17 protein-coding genes and 3 pseudogenes are annotated in these 16207 nt (G+C 65.2%); 3 read left to right on the forward strand and 17 right to left on the reverse strand.

Features of this window, described 5'->3' with window-relative positions; genetic code table 11:
* Positions 1-16 precede the first annotated feature (16 nt).
* From hpaI to OKW29_RS10185, 7 genes are all read right to left on the reverse strand, one after another.
* Positions 17-820, reverse strand: coding sequence for a 4-hydroxy-2-oxoheptanedioate aldolase (gene hpaI, locus OKW29_RS10155; protein ID WP_429290958.1), 804 nt, complete (start codon positions 818-820; stop codon positions 17-19).
* A gap of 10 nt (positions 821-830) precedes the next feature.
* The gene (gene hpaH / locus OKW29_RS10160) at positions 831-1634 is read right to left on the reverse strand and encodes a 2-oxo-hept-4-ene-1,7-dioate hydratase (RefSeq protein ID WP_429290959.1); all 804 of its coding nucleotides are present in this window, start codon (positions 1632-1634) and stop codon (positions 831-833) included.
* A gap of 7 nt (positions 1635-1641) precedes the next feature.
* A complete protein-coding gene (locus OKW29_RS10165) occupies positions 1642-2040 on the reverse strand; it encodes a 5-carboxymethyl-2-hydroxymuconate Delta-isomerase (protein ID WP_090806343.1) in 399 nt (132 codons plus the stop codon).
* A 19-nt stretch (positions 2041-2059) separates the two neighbouring features.
* Positions 2060-2923, reverse strand: coding sequence for a 3,4-dihydroxyphenylacetate 2,3-dioxygenase (gene hpaD, locus OKW29_RS10170; protein ID WP_429290960.1), 864 nt, complete (start codon positions 2921-2923; stop codon positions 2060-2062).
* An 82-nt stretch (positions 2924-3005) separates the two neighbouring features.
* On the reverse strand, positions 3006-4463 hold the full coding sequence (gene hpaE / locus OKW29_RS10175) for a 5-carboxymethyl-2-hydroxymuconate semialdehyde dehydrogenase (protein WP_429290961.1): 1458 nt from the start codon (positions 4461-4463) through the stop codon (positions 3006-3008).
* A 40-nt stretch (positions 4464-4503) separates the two neighbouring features.
* Positions 4504-5262 (reverse strand): fumarylacetoacetate hydrolase family protein, encoded by a 759-nt coding sequence (locus tag OKW29_RS10180; RefSeq protein WP_429290962.1) that lies wholly within the window; start codon positions 5260-5262, stop codon positions 4504-4506.
* Complete coding sequence (locus OKW29_RS10185) at positions 5259-6032, reverse strand: fumarylacetoacetate hydrolase family protein (protein ID WP_429290963.1); 774 nt, start codon at positions 6030-6032, stop codon at positions 5259-5261. The genes OKW29_RS10180 and OKW29_RS10185 overlap by 4 nt, the downstream gene beginning before the upstream one ends.
* A gap of 191 nt (positions 6033-6223) precedes the next feature.
* Between OKW29_RS10185 and hpaR the strand changes: the two genes are divergently transcribed.
* Positions 6224-6631 (forward strand): homoprotocatechuate degradation operon regulator HpaR, encoded by a 408-nt coding sequence (hpaR, locus tag OKW29_RS10190; RefSeq protein ID WP_018424961.1) that lies wholly within the window; start codon positions 6224-6226, stop codon positions 6629-6631.
* Between the two features lie 9 nt (positions 6632-6640).
* On the opposite strand, the gene OKW29_RS10195 is transcribed toward hpaR, so the two are convergent.
* The 3 genes from OKW29_RS10195 to OKW29_RS10205 all read right to left on the reverse strand — a co-directional run bounded on the left by OKW29_RS10195 (position 6641) and on the right by OKW29_RS10205 (position 9502).
* Positions 6641-7789, reverse strand: a complete 1149-nt coding sequence (locus tag OKW29_RS10195) for a DSD1 family PLP-dependent enzyme (RefSeq protein ID WP_429290964.1) — start codon at positions 7787-7789, stop codon at positions 6641-6643.
* Positions 7790-7823: 34 nt separating this feature from the next.
* The gene (locus OKW29_RS10200) at positions 7824-8498 is read right to left on the reverse strand and encodes an HAD-IA family hydrolase (protein WP_429290965.1); all 675 of its coding nucleotides are present in this window, start codon (positions 8496-8498) and stop codon (positions 7824-7826) included.
* A gap of 98 nt (positions 8499-8596) precedes the next feature.
* Positions 8597-9502: a LysR substrate-binding domain-containing protein gene (locus tag OKW29_RS10205; RefSeq protein ID WP_429290966.1), complete on the reverse strand. Its 906-nt coding sequence runs from the start codon at positions 9500-9502 to the stop codon at positions 8597-8599.
* Positions 9503-9621: 119 nt separating this feature from the next.
* On the opposite strand from OKW29_RS10205, the gene OKW29_RS10210 reads away from it, so the two are divergent.
* A complete protein-coding gene (locus OKW29_RS10210) occupies positions 9622-10701 on the forward strand; it encodes a hypothetical protein (protein ID WP_429290967.1) in 1080 nt (359 codons plus the stop codon).
* A gap of 37 nt (positions 10702-10738) precedes the next feature.
* On the opposite strand, the pseudogene OKW29_RS10215 reads toward OKW29_RS10210, so the two are convergent.
* The 3 genes and pseudogenes from OKW29_RS10215 to OKW29_RS10225 all read right to left on the reverse strand — a co-directional run.
* A pseudogene (locus OKW29_RS10215) lies at positions 10739-10825 on the reverse strand (type II 3-dehydroquinate dehydratase); the annotation flags it as partial.
* A pseudogene (locus OKW29_RS10220) lies at positions 10816-10956 on the reverse strand (gfo/Idh/MocA family oxidoreductase); the annotation flags it as partial. The pseudogenes OKW29_RS10220 and OKW29_RS10215, both read right to left, overlap by 10 nt.
* 51 nt (positions 10957-11007) lie before the next feature.
* Entirely contained in the window at positions 11008-12411 is a 1404-nt protein-coding gene (locus tag OKW29_RS10225) for an MFS transporter (RefSeq protein WP_429290968.1), read from the reverse strand.
* Positions 12412-12641: 230 nt separating this feature from the next.
* Between OKW29_RS10225 and OKW29_RS10230 the strand changes: the two are divergent.
* Positions 12642-12906: pseudogene (locus OKW29_RS10230) on the forward strand (LysR family transcriptional regulator); the annotation flags it as partial.
* A 40-nt stretch (positions 12907-12946) separates the two neighbouring features.
* Here OKW29_RS10230 and OKW29_RS10235 read toward each other — a convergent pair.
* The 4 genes from OKW29_RS10235 to OKW29_RS10250 all read right to left on the reverse strand — a co-directional run bounded on the left by OKW29_RS10235 (position 12947) and on the right by OKW29_RS10250 (position 16192).
* Positions 12947-14296: an MFS transporter gene (locus OKW29_RS10235; protein WP_429290969.1), complete on the reverse strand. Its 1350-nt coding sequence runs from the start codon at positions 14294-14296 to the stop codon at positions 12947-12949.
* Positions 14297-14359: 63 nt separating this feature from the next.
* Entirely contained in the window at positions 14360-14926 is a 567-nt protein-coding gene (locus OKW29_RS10240) for an isochorismatase family protein (protein WP_187629144.1), read from the reverse strand.
* Between the two features lie 45 nt (positions 14927-14971).
* Positions 14972-15424 (reverse strand): MarR family winged helix-turn-helix transcriptional regulator, encoded by a 453-nt coding sequence (locus OKW29_RS10245; protein WP_184065162.1) that lies wholly within the window; start codon positions 15422-15424, stop codon positions 14972-14974.
* Between the two features lie 120 nt (positions 15425-15544).
* Positions 15545-16192: a VTT domain-containing protein gene (locus OKW29_RS10250; RefSeq protein ID WP_184036546.1), complete on the reverse strand. Its 648-nt coding sequence runs from the start codon at positions 16190-16192 to the stop codon at positions 15545-15547.
* Between the last annotated feature and the right edge of the window lie 15 nt (positions 16193-16207).

The raw sequence follows: 16207 nt of genomic DNA on the forward strand, positions 1-16207 counted from the left end.
GTGAAAGGCTTTCGCTTCAATACCCGCCTTTGACCTGCGGCGCGCTCGCCGCCAGCTCCTTGTACGACGCGGCGAGGTCCGCGGCCGCGCGGCTCAGCAAGCCGGTGTCCGTGCCGACCGCGACGAAGGTCGCTCCCGCCGCCAGATATCCGGCCGCCAGCGCGGGATCAGGGGCGAGCACGCCCGCTGCCTTGCCAGCGGTGCGCACGGTATCGATGCCGTGGCGAATCGCGTCGCGCACCCGCGCGTCGCCCGGCTTGCCGAGCAATCCCATCGATGCGCTCAGATCCGACGGCCCGAAAAACACGCCATCGACGCCATCCACATGCGCGATCTCCACGAGATTGTCGAGGCTCTGCACGGTCTCCGCCTGCACGATCACGCACAGTTCGTCGGCGGCGGTGTCCAGATAGTCGGACACGCGATTCCAGCGCGACGCACGCGCGAGCGCGCTGCCGACGCCGCGAATGCCTTGTGGCGGATAACGCGTGGCCGCGACCGCATCGAGCGCTTGCGCGGCCGTGTCGATCATTGGCAGCAGCAGCGTTTGCGTGCCGATGTCGAGCAACTGCTTGATCAGCGCGGCGTCGCTGCGTACCGGCCGCACGACCGGATGCGACGGATACGCGGCGACCGCCTGCAATTGCGACAGCGTGCTGCGTACGTCGTTCGGTGCGTGCTCGTTGTCGATCAGCAGCCAGTCGAAGCCGGCGGTGGCGAGCAACTCGGTCACGTAGGCGTCGGCGAGCGCGGCCCACAGGCCGAACTGCGGTCTGCCTTCGGCGAGCGCGCGCTTGAAGGGGTTGTTCGGCAAGGACATATTGATGCGTTCAGATGAAATTCAAACCGATGCCGCCGAGCGGGCCATAGTCGATGTGGAACGTGTCGCCCGCGCGGGCGGGAACCGGGCTCGTGAACGAGCCGCTCAGGATCACGTCGCCCGCATTCAACGATTCGTCATGCGGAGCAATTTTGTTGGCGAGCCACGCGACGCCGGTGGCCGGATGGTTGAGCACCGCCGCCGCGAGCCCGCTTTCCTCGACCGCGCCGTTCCTGTACAGCAACGCGCCGACCCAGCGCAGGTCGACGTCGAGCGGACGCACCGGCCGGCCGCCGAGCACGACGCCCGCGTTCGCGGCGAAGTCGGAGATCGTGTCATGGACCTTGCGCGGCGCGCGTGTTTCGCGATCGAACTGCTCGATGCGCGCGTCGATGATTTCGACGGCCGGGCTCACGTACGCGGTCGCGTCGAGCACATCGAACAGCGTGACGCCGGGGCCCTTCAGCGGTTTGTTCAGCACGAACGCGAGTTCCACTTCGACGCGCGGCGCGATGAAGCGATCCACGCGAATGTCCTGGCCGCTTTCGATGAACATGCTGTCGAGCAGTGGCGCGTAGTCCGGTTCGTCGATCTGCGACGAGCGCTGCATCGCGCGCGACGTCAGGCCGATCTTCCTGCCCTTGATTACGTGGCCTTCGGCGAGTTTCAGCTTGACCCACTCGCGTTGTATCGCGTAGCCGTCCAGTACGGTCATCTCTGGATACTGCACGGAAAAATGGCGCAGCTGCGTGCGGGTCTTTTCCGCGTGATCGAGTTGCGCGGCGAGGTCGCGAATGGTTTGTTCGTCTAGCATGCTGATGTCAGCCCTTGAACCGCGCGTGCAGATTGTTGTGCTTCCAGGTGCCCGCTTCGCTGAACTCGTTGATTTCGAGCGACAACGCGAGCCCCTGCCGTTCGAACTCAGTGGCGAAGCGCTGCTTGATCAGCGCGAACAGCGCGTCGCCGGTCGCCTTCTTGACGGCCTCCGGGCGGCCCGCGCCGATCTTCAGATTCGCGTGCAGGAACGCGGCGTCGGGCCGCCCATCGGCGATGCAGTACTGGTCGCAGCGCAGCGCGCGCACGCGGATGCCGCCGAGCGGATAGACGCGCTCGCCGTTATCGCGCTGCGCGTCGAGGCACTGCGCGAGGTCTTTGCATAGTTCGCCGAGGCGTTGCGCGTCCGCGAGGTTGGCGCTGTATTCGAGTGTCAAGTGAGGCATGGCGATTCCTTCGCGAATGTCAGACGGGTAGCGGCGTGACCGGGAAGATCGCGTTGATCTGGCCGGTGCCCGAACTGCCGAAATAAGGCTTGACGACTTCGACCTTGCCGTCGTAACGATCCCAGCCGAGCGCACCGAGCAGCATCGCGGTATCGTGCATGCCGCCTTCGCCCCAACATTTCTCGTTGTAGAGCGGCAGCATGTCGCAGAAGGTCTTCCAGTCGCCGGCTTCCCACATGCGCACCACGCTGCGATCCATCTGTTCGAGGAACGGGCTCCAGACTTTGTGCATGAACTGCTCGGCGGTGCCGTTGTTCGCGAAGTGATGCGACAGCGAGCCGCTCGCGAGAATGGCCACGGTACCGTTGTAGCGTTCTTCGATGGCCTTGCGTACCGCGAGGCCGAAACACGCGCTGGTCGCGAGGTCGTGCCACATGCACCAGCCCGCCACCGACACCGCCTTGAAGTGCTGATCGCCGTTCATATAGCGCATCGGCACCAGCGTGCCGTATTCGAGCTCGAGCGTGGTCTCGCTGTGCGCGCGGCTTTTCACGCCCATTTCGTTGGCGACGTCCGCGATCAGCTGACCGAGCCCGACATTGCCCGGATACGCGTACGGCATGTTCCTGATGAAATGCGGCAGCTCGTTGCTCGTGTACACGCCTTCGAACTTCGGCGCGCAATTGATGCGGTATTCGCTATTCACTAGCCAGTGCACGTCGAACACGACGATCGTATCGACGCCAAGTTCGCGGCAGCGTCGGCCGATTTCATGGTGTCCGTCGATCGCGGCCTGACGGCAACCCTTGTGCGGACCGTCGAGTTCGGATAAATACAACGACGGCACATGTGTAACTTTTGCTGCCAACGCGAGTTTGCCCATCGCGGTCTCCAGTGTCGAGCGGAGTTAGAGCGTCAGCTCTTACTCCGGTCCCATGCCTTAGCAATTTCGTTTGACGTCGCAATTAAATGCCCCAGCGCGGAATATGATGCGAGCCGAGCGACACGCAGACGTTCTTCGGTTCGAGGAACACTTCATAACTCCACGTCCCGCCTTCACGGCCCACACCCGACGCCTTCGTGCCGCCGAACGGCTGGCGCAGATCGCGCACGTTCTGGCTGTTCACGAAGCACATGCCGGCTTCGACGGCGGCCGCCACGCGCAACGCGCGGCCCGTGTTCTCGGTCCAGATATAGCTCGACAGACCATACGAAACATCGTTGGCGAGACGGATCGCCTCGGCTTCATCGTCGAATGGAATCAGGCACGCGACCGGTCCGAAGATCTCTTCCTGCGCGATGCGCATACGGTTGTCGACGTCGACGAACACGGTCGGCGTGACGAAATTGCCGTGACGCAAGGCGTCGGGCAACTCGGGCGTATCGAGCCCGCCGCACGCAAGCGTGGCACCTTCCTTCGGGCCGAGTTCGATATAGCTGCGCACTTTGGCGAGATGCCCCTCGCTGATCATCGGGCCGACGATCGTGCTGTCCGCGAGCGGATCGCCTACCGTCAGGCGCTTCGCGCGCTCGACGAAGCGCTCGGCAAACCGCGCGTAAATGGAGCGCTGCACGAGAATGCGCGAGCCCGCGGTGCAGCGCTCGCCATTGTTCGAGAAGATCATGAACACCGCGGCGTCGAGCGCGCGTTCGAAGTCGGCGTCGTCGAAGATCACGAACGGCGACTTGCCGCCAAGCTCCATCGAGAACTTCTTCAGGCCTGCGGTTTGCACGATGCGATTGCCGGTCGCGGTCGACCCGGTGAACGACACCGCGCGCACGTCGCGATGCGCGACGAGTGGCTCGCCCGCTTCCTTGCCATAGCCGTGCACGACGTTCAGCACGCCCGCCGGGATGCCCGCTTCGAGCGCGAGCTTGCCGAGCATCGAGGCGGTCAGCGGCGACAGCTCGCTCATCTTCAGCACAGCGGTGTTGCCGAACGCGAGGCAGGGCGCCACCTTCCAGGTGGCCGTCATGAACGGCACGTTCCACGGCGAGATCAGCGCGCACACGCCGACCGGATGAAACAGCGTGTAGTTCAGATGCGAGTCGGTCGGGTACGTGTGGCCGTCTACGCGCGTGCACATCTCGGCGAAATAGCTGAAGTTGTCGGCCGCGCGCGGCACCAGTTGCTTGCGCGTCTGCGAGATCGTCTGGCCGGTGTCCTTCGTTTCGGTCTCCGAGATTTCAGGCACTTGCTTCGTGATCAGCTCGCCGAGTTTGCGGATCAGCTTCGCGCGTTCCGCGGCGGGTTTCGTGGCCCAGGCGGGGAAGGCGCCTTTGGCCGCTTGCACGGCCGCATCGATCTCCTTCGCGCCGCCGCGTGCGACCTCGGCGAGCACTTCCTGGGTGGCCGGATTGACGGTTTCGAAATAGTCGCTCGAGGTGCACGCCTCGCCGTTGATCAGATGGTCGATCGGCATTGCCTTGTCCTTTCGCTGTTCGGTGGGTTTTTGCTGTCGATCAGGCGCGGCCGAAGTCCGCGTCCGAGGCGATCGTGTTGACGAGACGGCCGAGGCCGTCAATTTCGCAGACGACTTCGTCGCCCGTGTTGACGTTGACGATGCCTTCGGGCGTGCCGGTCAGGATCACGTCGCCGGGCGCGAGCGTCATGAAGCCGCTCAGGTATTCGATCAGTGCGCGGATGCCCGTGACGAGATCGCGTGTATTGCCGCATTGCTGACGCGTGCCGTTGACGAACGTGCGCAGCTCGAGCTGCGTGACGTCGGCGATGTCGGCGGCGTCGACGAACCAGGGGCCGAGCACCGTGCCGCCGTCGCGATTTTTCACGCGCAGATTCGGGCGATAGTAGTTTTCGAGGTAGTCGCGAATCGCGTAGTCGTTCGCGATCATGTAGCCCGCCACGTGCTGCATGGCGTCTTCACGCGCGACGTTTTGCGCGGTTCGCCCGATCACGACCGCGAGCTCGCACTCGGAGTGCATGAACGTGACGTCGGCGGGGCGACGCGTGACGCCGCGATGGCCGAGCACCGTGCCGGGCCCCTTCAGAAACACCAGCGGTTCTTCCTGTTTGCTGAACTGCAATTCCTTCGCGTGCTCGGCGTAGTTCAGGCCGAGCGCGAAGATCGTGCCGACTTCGATCGGCGCAAGCCAGACCACTTCGTCCTCGCGACGCACGCGGCCGTCGGCGAGGCGGACACCCTGCTCGTGCGGATACGCTTCGTGAATCGCTCCCGCATAGGCGACGCGGCCGCGCATCATGACGGTTCTCCGTTGTGTTGATCCATGCCGATGAACGATATGGTCAAGGGCGGGAGCGTGCCGATCGACAGCGTGGCCGTATCGCCGACGTGCGCGACCGGCGAGCCGTGCCGGACGCCGAGCGTGAGCACGTCGCCCGCGTTCAGCGTCATGAAATCGGTGACGTCGGCGAGCAATTGCGCGATGTTGCGCACCGAAGTTGCGGTGCTTGCCGTGAACGGTTCGGCGCGGTTCAGCGAGACGGCGATGTCGAGCCGATCCGGCGCCGCGACGTGGCGCGCGGCGACGAGTGCCGGTCCGATCACGCAGAAGCCGTCGCATGCGCGCAGTCGCACGTTCGGGCGATACACGTTGGTATGCGGCACGCTCAGATCGCCGACCAGCGTATAGCCGGCGATGTAGTCCGCCGCGCGCTCGACGCCGACGCGCGTCGCGGTACGGCCGATCACGATGCCGAGTGACGCGCCGACCTCGACGCCGAGCGTGTTATCCGGCACGACCACGCGCGCCCGATGCCCGGCCAGCGTGTTGCGCGGCTTCAGATACAGAATCGGCGCTTTCGGCGGTGCCTTGTACGGTGCCGCATGCGCTGCGTCGCCCAGCGCGTTCAAGGCGGCGCGATCGTTCAGCAGGGTGCCGTACACGGCGCCGCCGACCGGCGCGCGACACGCAACGCCGCGTGCCAGCAACGCGGCCGCGGCGTGCGCGTCCACGTCGCGAGGCAGCGCGTCGCCTTCGGGATGCAGCAGATGATCGGCAAGGGCAAACATAAATGCGCAGCCTCGTGGCGAAAGTTTGACGAAAACACTAAGATGTTAGTAGTATCCCGCTTGATATCATCGACGGTCAATAGGCTGCCGGTTGATCGGGGGTTTTCCCGTAAGCTTCGACAGCTGTTTTTTTCTGATTCCTTGCCACCATGTCCGCTGCGTCCACCCGAGTTTTGCACCGCAATTTGCCGATGCTGTTGTTACGCGCCCGCGAAAAAATGATGGAGCGTTTTCGTCCGTTGATCACCGCGCATGGACTCACCGAGCAGCAATGGCGCGTGATTCGCGCGCTCAACGAGCACGGCCCGATGGAGCCGCGCCACATCTCCGACATCTGCACGATTTCGAGCCCGAGCATGGCCGGCGTGCTCGCGCGCATGGAGAGCATGGAACTCGTGACGAAAGAACGTTTCGCGGAGGATCAGCGGCGCGTGCTCGTGTCGCTGACCGATACGAGCGTCGAACTGGTGCGCGTGATTTCGAAGGATCTCGAGGCGCACTATCGCGAGCTCGAGCGCAAGGTGGGACCGGAGATCGTCGAGCGCGTGTATCGCGCGGTCGACGATCTGTTGGCGGGGTTGTCGGAAGAGGATGAGTGACGCGCTGACTTACCAGCCGTAAAATCGCTGCCATTCGACGCTGCTGCCGTCCGGCGCAACCGCGTGATACTCGGGGAACTGCGCGCCGGTCGCACAAGCGTGGTTCGGCAGGACGCGCAGTTTCATACCGATCGGAAAGCGCTGCGCGATGTCGTCGGTCTGTGCATCGGCTCGCGCATCGGCCGGAACCGCCGCAAGAATCCCATGCTCCTGATTGGCGCCGCTCACGAGATAGTCCGGCAGCAACGTGCCATTGAGCAAACACGGCTGCCCATAGCCGAAATCGTGCGACTGCCGCGACGTACCGCGATCACGGCTTAACGCCATCCAGCCCGCGTCGAGAATCGCCCAGCGTTTGTCTTCCTGATGACCGATCACGGTCGTGAGTACGCTAAGCGCGATGTCGTCGAGCGTGCAAACGCCCACGTTGTGCATGACCAGATCGAACAGCACGTAGACGCCGGCCCGCACCTCGGTGACGCCTTCGAGATGCCGCGCGGCGAGCGCGGTCGGCGTCGAACCGACGCTGACGGCCGGACACGCGATGCCCGCCTCGCGCAACCGTTCGGCGGCGCGCACGCAGCCCGCGCGCTCCTGCTCCGCGAGCGCGGCGAGCGCCTCAGGCGTATTCAACTCGTAGCTCGAACCCGCATGGGTCATCACGCCGCCGACCTTCACGCCGTTCTCGTGCAGGATCCGCCCGACGTCGAGCAGCGTCTGCTGTTCGGGCTGGATGCCCGAGCGATGCCCGTCCGTATCGACCTCGATCCAGACCTCGAACGTTTCGCCGTGCTGGTCGCCGAACGCGGCGATCGCCGTGGCGGCGGTCGGATTGTCGACCACGAGCTTCAGTTCGCAGCCCTGGCGGCGCAGCGCGAGCGCGCGCGGCAGCTTCGACGGAACCATGCTGACGGCGTACAGGATGTCGTTGACGCCGGCCGCGAAGAACGCTTCCGCTTCCTTCAGCGTCGACACCGTAATGCCGCGCGCGCCGGCGGCGATCTGCGCGCGCACGACGTCGATGCACTTGGTGGTCTTCACGTGTGGCCGGAACGCGACGCCGAGCGCATTCATCCGCCCCTGCATCCGCGCGATGTTCTTCTGCATCCGCGCGACGTCGATCAGCGCGGCCGGGGTTTCGATCTGTTCGAGTTTCATGTTTGCACCTGAGGAGCGGGGTGAGGTTGGAGATTCAGTGACGACGATCGCGGCCAAAGCCTGCGAGCCACGGCACCAGCCCATCGAGCGATGCCGCTTCGACCTCGGGCGCCTGCGCTCCCGTGACGAGCGGCAGGCCGACGTGGTTGTGCCAGTAGGTCCGCAAGCCGACGGCCGCGGTGCCGAACATGTCGTAGCTCGAGCCGGCGACGAACGCGGCGCGGCGCGACTCGACGCCGAGCTTGTCGAGCGCGAGGCGGTACGGTTGCGGGTCCGGCTTGTAGACGCCGGCTTCCTCGGCGGTCACGATCGCGTCCCAGCGCACGGGCAAGAGCGCGGCCGCCTGCGAGCCGAGCCGCGTCGAGCAATTGGTGACGACCGCGAGCTTGCAGTGCGGCGCGAGCGCGCGCAACGCACCGAGCGCGCCGGGCCACGGCGTCAGGTTCAGCCAGTTCGCCTGGAGCGCGTTCGCGGCCGATTCGGACAAACCGACTTGCGTGGCGGCCTCGCGCACCAGTTGTTCGTAGGGAACGTAGCGGCCGCAGCCGTATGTCAGATGCAGATAGGCGGCACGCCATGCGCGGCCCGCTTCGTCGGAGCCTGCCGCACGGTTCCATGAGGTCCACGAGTCGAGCAGGGCGGTTAGCAGGTCGAACAGGACCGCGTCGGGGTAGGCGGGGGTGTCGGTGGAATGGGCGGCGGCAGTCATGATTGCATGGGGCCGGCTGTTGAGGATGAGTCAATTATAGGTTTTCGATAGTACTTCAGCGTTCAGATAGGTTAACTCTTAGATTCAGATGGACTGAATCACCGCCGCCACGGTGGCAGCGGCCTGAAGCGGCCTTGCAGATACTGCATGAAATGGCGCGTGCGCGCGGGCAGTCCCGCCCGCTGATGCGTGAGCGCGATCACGTTCGCGTCCGGCGCTTTCCAGCCCGGCAGCAGACGCACGAGTTTGCCCTTCGCAAGATCCTCGGCGACGTCCCATTCGGAGCGCAGAATCACGCCGCGTCCCTCGCAGGCCCATTGGCGGATCACGTCACCGTCGTTGCAACTCAGATGCGCGGATACGCGCACGCCGCGGCGCGTGCGGCCCTTGCTGAACTGCCACAGTGACACGTCCTCATTGTTTTCGCGCAGCACGATGCATGGCAGCCGGCTCAACGCAGCCGGCGATTCGGGCTGGCCGATTCGCTTGACGAGCGCGGGCGCCGCACAGACGAAGCGCGCGTTCGGCGCGATCGTATAGCCGACCAGGTTCGACAACGGCAGCTCGCCGATATGCACGACGATATCGAAGCGATCGAGCGTTTCGGTCAAGGGCCGGTCGGACAGCGTCAGTGCGACGTCGATGTCGGGGTTCTGCTGCTGGAACTCGCCGATCAGCGGCGCCAGATGGCGTCGTCCGAAACCGAGCGGCGCATTGATCTTCAGCGTGCCGACGAGGCCGCCGCGGCGCGTTTGCAGATCGTCGAACAACGCGTCGAACTGCTCGATAAGTTCGGCGCCGCGCTCGCACAGCAGCAGGCCTTCGTCGGTGAATTGCAGGCGGCGCGCGCTGCGGTTCACGAGCTGCATGCCGAGCTTCTTTTCGAGTTGCTGCAGGCGCTGCGTGACCGCCGACGGCGACAGCGCGAGTCGGCGCGCGGCGGCGATCAGGCTGCCGCTCGCGCGCAGCGTGAGCAGGAAGCGAATATCGGCCGAATCGTTCATGGGTGCGAGGTGGGTGCAATGGCGGGAGCGGGGAATCTCGCAGCATAATGCGTCCGGACCGATCACAGGGTAAAGTGGCGCTTCCAGTCTATTGATCCAATCATTGGAAGAGAAGTCCCATGCCGTTGCCTCATGAGTCGTCCGCGTACGACGCCACGCCCAATACTCCGCTGAAACAGGCGGTTTTTCTGCACACGGGCTGGCGCAGCGCGGGCACGTGGGTGTGGTCGCGGCTGCGCGAACACGAGCGCGCGGCCGGTTTTTACGAGCCGCTCAGCAATGTGCTCGCCGATCTCAAACCCGCCGACGTGCCCGCTTCGCGGCCGACCTTGACCTCGGGGCACCCGCCGCTCGCCGCACCATACTTCGACGAATACCGCCCGTTTCTGCGCGAAGATGCGCGCGGCGTGGCGGGTTACGACCGGCGCTTCAGCATCGATCGCTTTACGCGCGATCCCGATGCGACATTCTCTTCACTGCAGGCCTATCTGCGCGCGCTGAGCGAGCACACGATCGAGCAGGGCCGCGTGCCCGTCTTCAAGTTTTGCCGCACGGGCGGTCGTCTGCCGTGGCTGAAGCGCGCGTTTGCCGAGGCGCTGCACGTGGGCGTGCTGCGCAATCCCGCATCGCAGTTCGCATCGGGTTGGATGCTGCGGCAGCAGTGGAGCAATGCATTCTTTGTCGCCGCGCCGTTTCGCGTGCTCGGTCTGAATCAGATGGACCCGCTGGTGCGCGAAGCGATCGGCGTGTGCGGCGTACGCCTGCCGCCGCAACCGTCGATGCCCGATGACGCGTATGCCGTCGCCTGCGAGCAATTCGCGCGCACGGTGGACAGCGACAACGCGTATCGCGCGTTCATTGCGTTGTGGATCCTCTGCGCGCTGCGCATGGGCGAGGGCGTCGATTTGCTGATCGATATGGAGCGGCTCGGCGAGTCGCGCGACTACGCGGCCGGTCTGCGCGCCGCGTTCGACGCGCAATGCGGCTTGTCGCCCGACTTAACGAGCGCGCGCGATCTGGTCGAGGAAACGCGCCGCGGCGCGGCGCGTATGACGGGCATCGACGGCGGCGCGTTGCGCGCCGTGCATTCCGCCGCGCTTAAATTCCTGAAGGCGCAGGCGGGCATCGACGCGGCCTTCGTCGAGGTGGTGCGCCAGAAGATGGTGCTGGCCAACGAGTTGACCGAAACATGGCGCTAGCCGTGCGAGGCCAGCGCCGCGCGGCGCGTTCCCGTGGCTAGCCCGCCGCCGATACCGCCGCGCGCAGCCCGAGCAGATAGCTGCCCACGCCGAAGCCGCAAATCTGTCCTTTGACCAGAGCGGCACGCCCGCCTCGGCCGCGAGCGACGGGTCGACGATCGCCGACAGCGTGCACGCGTCGCTTTGCTGCGCGACCGCCAGATGGACGCCGCCGATGTACCCCGCGCCGGCGACGGCGATCCGGGTGCGGTTCATGAGCGGGTTCCCTGAAAGTCCTGATCAAGACGCGTTAAAGGGCAAGCGGGCTCAAGCAGCGGCCTTTTTCGCGTCGGCCATGCTCTGCGCGCGCATTGCGTCGTAGCTGAGCTTGTCGAGCGGCACGACGTTCTTTGCGCCGAGGTCGCCAAGCCGCACACGGAAGTTCTCACGCGCGCTCCATGCGGCGATCGCGCAGACGATCGTGATGGCGAACGTGATCGCGCCGATCGTCAGCGGCACGTTGTGCGATCCCGGCGGCGCGACGTAGGCGAACAGCGCCGGCAGCAACGCGGTGATCGTCGTGCCGATGTTCTGGCCGATCGCCATCGCGGAGACGCGCGAACGGGTCGGGAACAGTTCCGGGTAGAAGCTCGGGAAGATCGCGTTGTAGCCTTGATAGATGACGCCCCACATCAGGATCGACATCACCATCGCGAGCGGCACGTTGTGGATGCTGATCGCGTACAGATACGCGAAAGAAAGCAGCCCTGCGCCGAGCGAGCCGACGATGATCGGCAGACGCCGCCCGATCCGGTCGGACAGATTGCCCACGTACGGAATCACCAGCACCGCGACGATGTTGCCGATTACCGGAATCCACAGATACAGGCTCTTCGAAAAGCCGATCCCGTACGACGGCTGCACCGCGTACGCCGCGCCGAAAATCGTCGCGACGACCGGGATCACGTTCATCAGCGAGCACAGCACGACGCGCAGCATGTCGTCCCAGTTGTACTTGAACGCTTCGACGATCGGCGAGCGCGGCACGCCGCCGCTCGCGTCCTCCTTCTCGAACGCGGGTGTTTCGTGGACTTCGCGGCGGATGATGTAGCCGGCGATCAGCACAACCGAGCTGAGCAGGAACGGAATGCGCCAGCCCCACGCATTGAACGAGGCGTCGTTCATGAAATAGGCGAGCGGCAGGAAGACCGCGGCGGCCAGAATCTGGCCGGCCTGCACGCCTTGCAGCGTGAAGCTCGCATAAAAGCCGCGTCGCCCGAATGGCGCGTGTTCGAGGATCATCGAACTGGCGCCCGAGATTTCACCAGCGACCGCGAAGCCCTGGATCAGTCGCAGCACGACGAGCAGCACCGGCGCGAGAAAGCCGACGTGCTGATAGGTCGGCAGCAGACCGACCGCCATCGTCGACAGACCCATCAGGAACATGCAGACGAGCAGTACGTTCTTGCGCCCGTGTGTATCGCCCCAGTGCCCGAGCACGACCGCGCCGATCGGCCGCGCGACGTAGCCGACGCCGTAGGTTGCGAGCGATGCGACGATCGCGATCTTGGGATTACCGGAAGGGAAGAACAGCTGAGGAAAGATCAGGGCGGCGGCCTGCGCATAGATGAAGAAATCGTAGTACTCGAGTGCCGAGCCGATCCAGCCGCTGGCGGTAGCCTTGCGCGCCTGCGAGCTATGCCCGCTGCTTGCCGATGCGTTCGTTTGCATGACGTCTCCTGAATGGGAAATGTTTTTGTCAGCTTCTACGGCTGAATCATTGGCGCCTTTAAACGGGCGCCGCGCAAGCCAGGATTTTCCTGGTCTCGTTGCCGCGGTGCGGCACAACGGGATGGATCGACGTGTGTCACGAGCTGCCGCGGCGCACTCCGGGTTAACCACGGCCTGAGTACGCCGGGCATTGCATTCAAACCGGCTTCAAACGACTGCCCCTTGCCCCACTGTTTCGCGGCCGCGGCGACCGCTTCGGGGTCTGGCGCCTGAGCGGGCCGCATGGCGAAAGGAGCGTGAAGGTGACGGGCACGGTCGCGTCGAATCTGAGCGACATCGTCGTGCAGTGGGCGAAGGAGGGATACGGGAGTGTGGGCGGTGACGGCCGAGCGTTTGTCGTCGTCGGCGCGGATTCAGGTGTGCATCGAGTTTCTCAGGGAGCCGCTGACGCACGGACCGTGTGCACTGGCGACGCGCGGCGTGGGCGGACTCTGAGCTGCGCCTGCCTGGATCCGGTGCTCACACGCTTGCGCTTTTACACGCTCGAAGCCGTATCCTCTTCCGCCTCGTCCAGCTCGCTACGCTGAACCGTCGTTACGGAGTCGGGAATGACCGTGGTGGCCGTGACGGGCCGCGGATCTTCGATGCTGTAACGCAGGCGCCAGCCTTCGCGATAGAAACTCAGTTGCCGGTATCGCATCAGATAGACAAGTCCGACGAGCGCGGCGCCGAAGCCCGATGCAGCGCCGACGCCGAGCGCCCAGCGCGGCCCGAAACGGTCGGCGACCCAGCCGACCACCGGCGCGCCGAGCGGTGTGCCGCCGAGCGCGATCGCGAGCAGGATCGCGATCACGCGGCCGCGCATGGCCGGTTCGGTGGTCAGTTGCACGAGGCTATTGGTCGAGGTGGTGAAGGTCTGCGTCGACACGCCGATCGCAATCAGCACGATGCCGAACAGCACGTAGTTCGGCATCAGCGCAGCTGCCGTGCAGCCGACGCCGAACATCGCGCCGGCGCCGAGCAGCAGCCCCATGGTGGGCCGCGCGCGGCGCGCGGCGAGCAGAGCGCCGGTGACCGAGCCAATCGCCATCGTCGAGCTGAGCACGCCGTACTCGCCCGCGCCCGCACGGAACGCGGTGACGGACATCGTCGAGATGAAGATCGGGAAGTTCAGGCCGAAGGTGCCGATCAGGAACAGCATCAGGAGCGCCGCCTTCAGATCGGGGCGTGTCCAGACATATTTGAAGCCTTCGACGAAGCTGCCGCGCGAGCGCACATTGCGCGGCTTGATCTGTAACTGGTCCAGCCGCAGCATGCGCAGTGCACCGAGCACGGCGACAAACGAAAGCGCGTTGATCAGAAACACCCAGCCACTGCCCACCGACGCGATCAACAGACCCGCGACCGCTGGCCCGAGCATGCGCGCGGCGTTGAACGACGTGGAGTTCAGCGCGACGGCATTCGCGAGATCGCGTTCGCCGACGAGGTCGGATACGAAGGTTTGGCGTGCGGGGGAATCGAACGCGGTCACGCAGCCGAGCAGGCCCGCGAATACGTAGACCTGCCATAGCTGCACGAGCCCCGTGACCGTGAGCAGACCGAGCGCGAGCGCCAGCGTACCCATTGCCGCCTGGGTCGCGAACAGCAGCTTGCGGCGGTCGACGTGATCGGCCGCGTAGCCGGTGAGCGGCAGCAACAGCATCTGCGGTCCGAACTGCAGCGACATCACGATGCCCACCGCCGTCGCGTTGTGATGCGTAAGCTCGGTGAGCACGAGCCAGTCCTGCGCCGTGCGCTGCATCCATGTGCCGATGTTCGAGACGATCGCGCCGCTCGCCCAGACACGATAGTTGAATATGCGCAGCGAACGGAACGTGGTGCTCACGGCAGGGGTTTCCTCAACGCGGGGTGGGCCGCATGCGGGTAGCGGCCCGCTTCAATTCAGGCTTTAAGCGCGCGAACGTTCTAGCAGATCGAGCACTTCCCGCGTCGTGCCGGTTTCGCCGAGGCGCGGGAAGATGCGCGTGATGCTGTTGGTGTGCGCGTCGGCGTTCAGATCGGTCATCGCGTCGACGACGAGCGCGACGTTCAGGCCCGCCTCGCTCGCGAAGCGCGCGGTCGATTCGACGCCGATGCTGGTCGCGATACCGACGAGCACCACTTGCGTGACGCCTTGCTGTTGCAGATACGCGGCCAGGTCCGTGTTCGTGAAGGCGCCCCACGTGCGCTTCGTGACCAGATGGTCCGACGGCTGCTGCTTCAGTTCGGGCAGAAGGTCGGCGAAGCCGGGCGGGAAGTCGGCGGAGTGGCGACCCTGGTCGGTGCGGCCCGGTGCGCCGGCGGTGACGTTCACGAGCACGACGGGCAGGCCGTGGCGGCGGAACGCGTCGAGCAGCGTAACCGAACGTTCGACGATTTCGCTGGCCGGATGGGGGGCGGTGGGCAGCGCGACGATGCCGCGCTGCAGGTCGACGACGACCAGTGCGGTTTTGGCGTCGAGAGTCGTGAGTGCCATGAAGTGCTCCTGCGAGTGGCGAGACGCGTGTGCGCGAATCGCGAGTTACAAATCGACGAGACGTTTCAGCAGATCGACGCCCGTCGCGAGTTGTTGCTGTTCGGCTGCCGTGAAACGCGTTTGAATCGTGCGGTACAGCCAGTCTTCGCGTGCCGCGCGGCTTGCCTTGACCTTCTTGCGAAAGGAGGGTGTCAGCGACAGAACCGTCTGCCGTCCATCGTTAGGATCGGGCGTGCCGCTGACGAGCCCCGCGGCTTTCAGTACCGCGAGCGTTTCTCCCATCGACTGCGGCCGCATGCCGTGCGCACGCGCGAGCGAGGTGACGGTGGCCGGGCCTTCGCGTTCCAGCAAGTTCAGCACCTGCACCTGCGACGGCGTGAAGTCGCCGACATGCGACTCTTCGCGCAGACGCCGGCGCAGCTTGCCCGCCAGCACGCGCAGATCTTCGGCGAGCGTATGAAGTTCTTCCGGCGTAACTGCGGGAGGGGATTGGGTCATGCGGTGAACTCGTGCGATGACATGATGTGAAGGTTTCCTGATAAGGTTACCTTCGTATCTCGCCCGGGTCAAGTTTTGAGGTGGCGGGAGGCCGTACGCTGGGACGTCGCCGCGATGGCCTCAGCGCGCCCGCACGCGCCGGTTGAAAAAGCGCCATACCGCTCCGCCGACGAGCATCGCACCGCCGAGCGCGAGGCCTAGCAACACCAGCGAACTCAGATGCTCGCGCACCACCGGCACATTGCCGAACAGATAGCCGCCCGCGATCAGCGAGACGACCCACAGCGCCGCGCCGGCGGTGACGAACGTGACGAAGCGCGAGAACGTCATGCGCGACACGCCCGCGGCGAACGGTGCAAACGTGCGCACCACGGCGATGTACGGTGACAGCAGGAAGGTCAGGCGGCCGCGCGTCTCGCTGAACACGTGGGCGCGGCGCAGCGCATCGCGATTGAGCCAGTAGTAGTTGCGGGTATAGACCTTGTCGCCGACCGCATGGCCGATCGCGTACCCGACGCTGCTGCCGGCGACCGTCGCGACGAACAGCACGGGCGCGATGATCCACACGTTCAACGCGCCGGTGGCCGCGAGCGCGCCGCAGATGAAGATCAGCGGATCGCCGGGCAGAAAGAACAGCGGCAGAAAACCGTATTCGACGAACACGACGACAAACAGCAGTGCGTAGATTGCCGTGCCGAACTGCACGATCAGCGCGCTCAGGTGCTGGTCGAGGTGCAGCGCGATCTGCAGCACGTTCATCAGGTTCATCTTGGCGTGGCCTCG

The organism is Paraburkholderia sp. CI3 (genome assembly GCF_050436505.1).
GTDB classification, from domain to species: domain Bacteria; phylum Pseudomonadota; class Gammaproteobacteria; order Burkholderiales; family Burkholderiaceae; genus Paraburkholderia; species Paraburkholderia tuberum.

Bases quoted from the DNA above. Each gene is read 5' to 3' on its own strand.
- hpaI (WP_429290958.1), bottom strand. From the start codon at position 820: ATGTCCTTGCCGAACAACCCCTTCAAGCGCGCGCTCGCCGAAGGCAGA.
- hpaH (WP_429290959.1), bottom strand. From the start codon at position 1,634: ATGCTAGACGAACAAACCATTCGCGACCTCGCCGCGCAACTCGATCAC.
- OKW29_RS10165 (WP_090806343.1), bottom strand. From the start codon at position 2,040: ATGCCTCACTTGACACTCGAATACAGCGCCAACCTCGCGGACGCGCAA.
- hpaD (WP_429290960.1), bottom strand. From the start codon at position 2,923: ATGGGCAAACTCGCGTTGGCAGCAAAAGTTACACATGTGCCGTCGTTG.
- hpaE (WP_429290961.1), bottom strand. From the start codon at position 4,463: ATGCCGATCGACCATCTGATCAACGGCGAGGCGTGCACCTCGAGCGAC.
- OKW29_RS10180 (WP_429290962.1), bottom strand. From the start codon at position 5,262: ATGATGCGCGGCCGCGTCGCCTATGCGGGAGCGATTCACGAAGCGTAT.
- OKW29_RS10185 (WP_429290963.1), bottom strand. From the start codon at position 6,032: ATGTTTGCCCTTGCCGATCATCTGCTGCATCCCGAAGGCGACGCGCTG.
- hpaR (WP_018424961.1), top strand. From the start codon at position 6,224: ATGCTGTTGTTACGCGCCCGCGAAAAAATGATGGAGCGTTTTCGTCCG.
- OKW29_RS10195 (WP_429290964.1), bottom strand. From the start codon at position 7,789: ATGAAACTCGAACAGATCGAAACCCCGGCCGCGCTGATCGACGTCGCG.
- OKW29_RS10200 (WP_429290965.1), bottom strand. From the start codon at position 8,498: ATGACTGCCGCCGCCCATTCCACCGACACCCCCGCCTACCCCGACGCG.
- OKW29_RS10205 (WP_429290966.1), bottom strand. From the start codon at position 9,502: ATGAACGATTCGGCCGATATTCGCTTCCTGCTCACGCTGCGCGCGAGC.
- OKW29_RS10210 (WP_429290967.1), top strand. From the start codon at position 9,622: ATGCCGTTGCCTCATGAGTCGTCCGCGTACGACGCCACGCCCAATACT.
- OKW29_RS10225 (WP_429290968.1), bottom strand. From the start codon at position 12,411: ATGCAAACGAACGCATCGGCAAGCAGCGGGCATAGCTCGCAGGCGCGC.
- OKW29_RS10240 (WP_187629144.1), bottom strand. From the start codon at position 14,926: ATGGCACTCACGACTCTCGACGCCAAAACCGCACTGGTCGTCGTCGAC.
- OKW29_RS10245 (WP_184065162.1), bottom strand. From the start codon at position 15,424: ATGACCCAATCCCCTCCCGCAGTTACGCCGGAAGAACTTCATACGCTC.
- OKW29_RS10250 (WP_184036546.1), bottom strand. From the start codon at position 16,192: ATGAACCTGATGAACGTGCTGCAGATCGCGCTGCACCTCGACCAGCAC.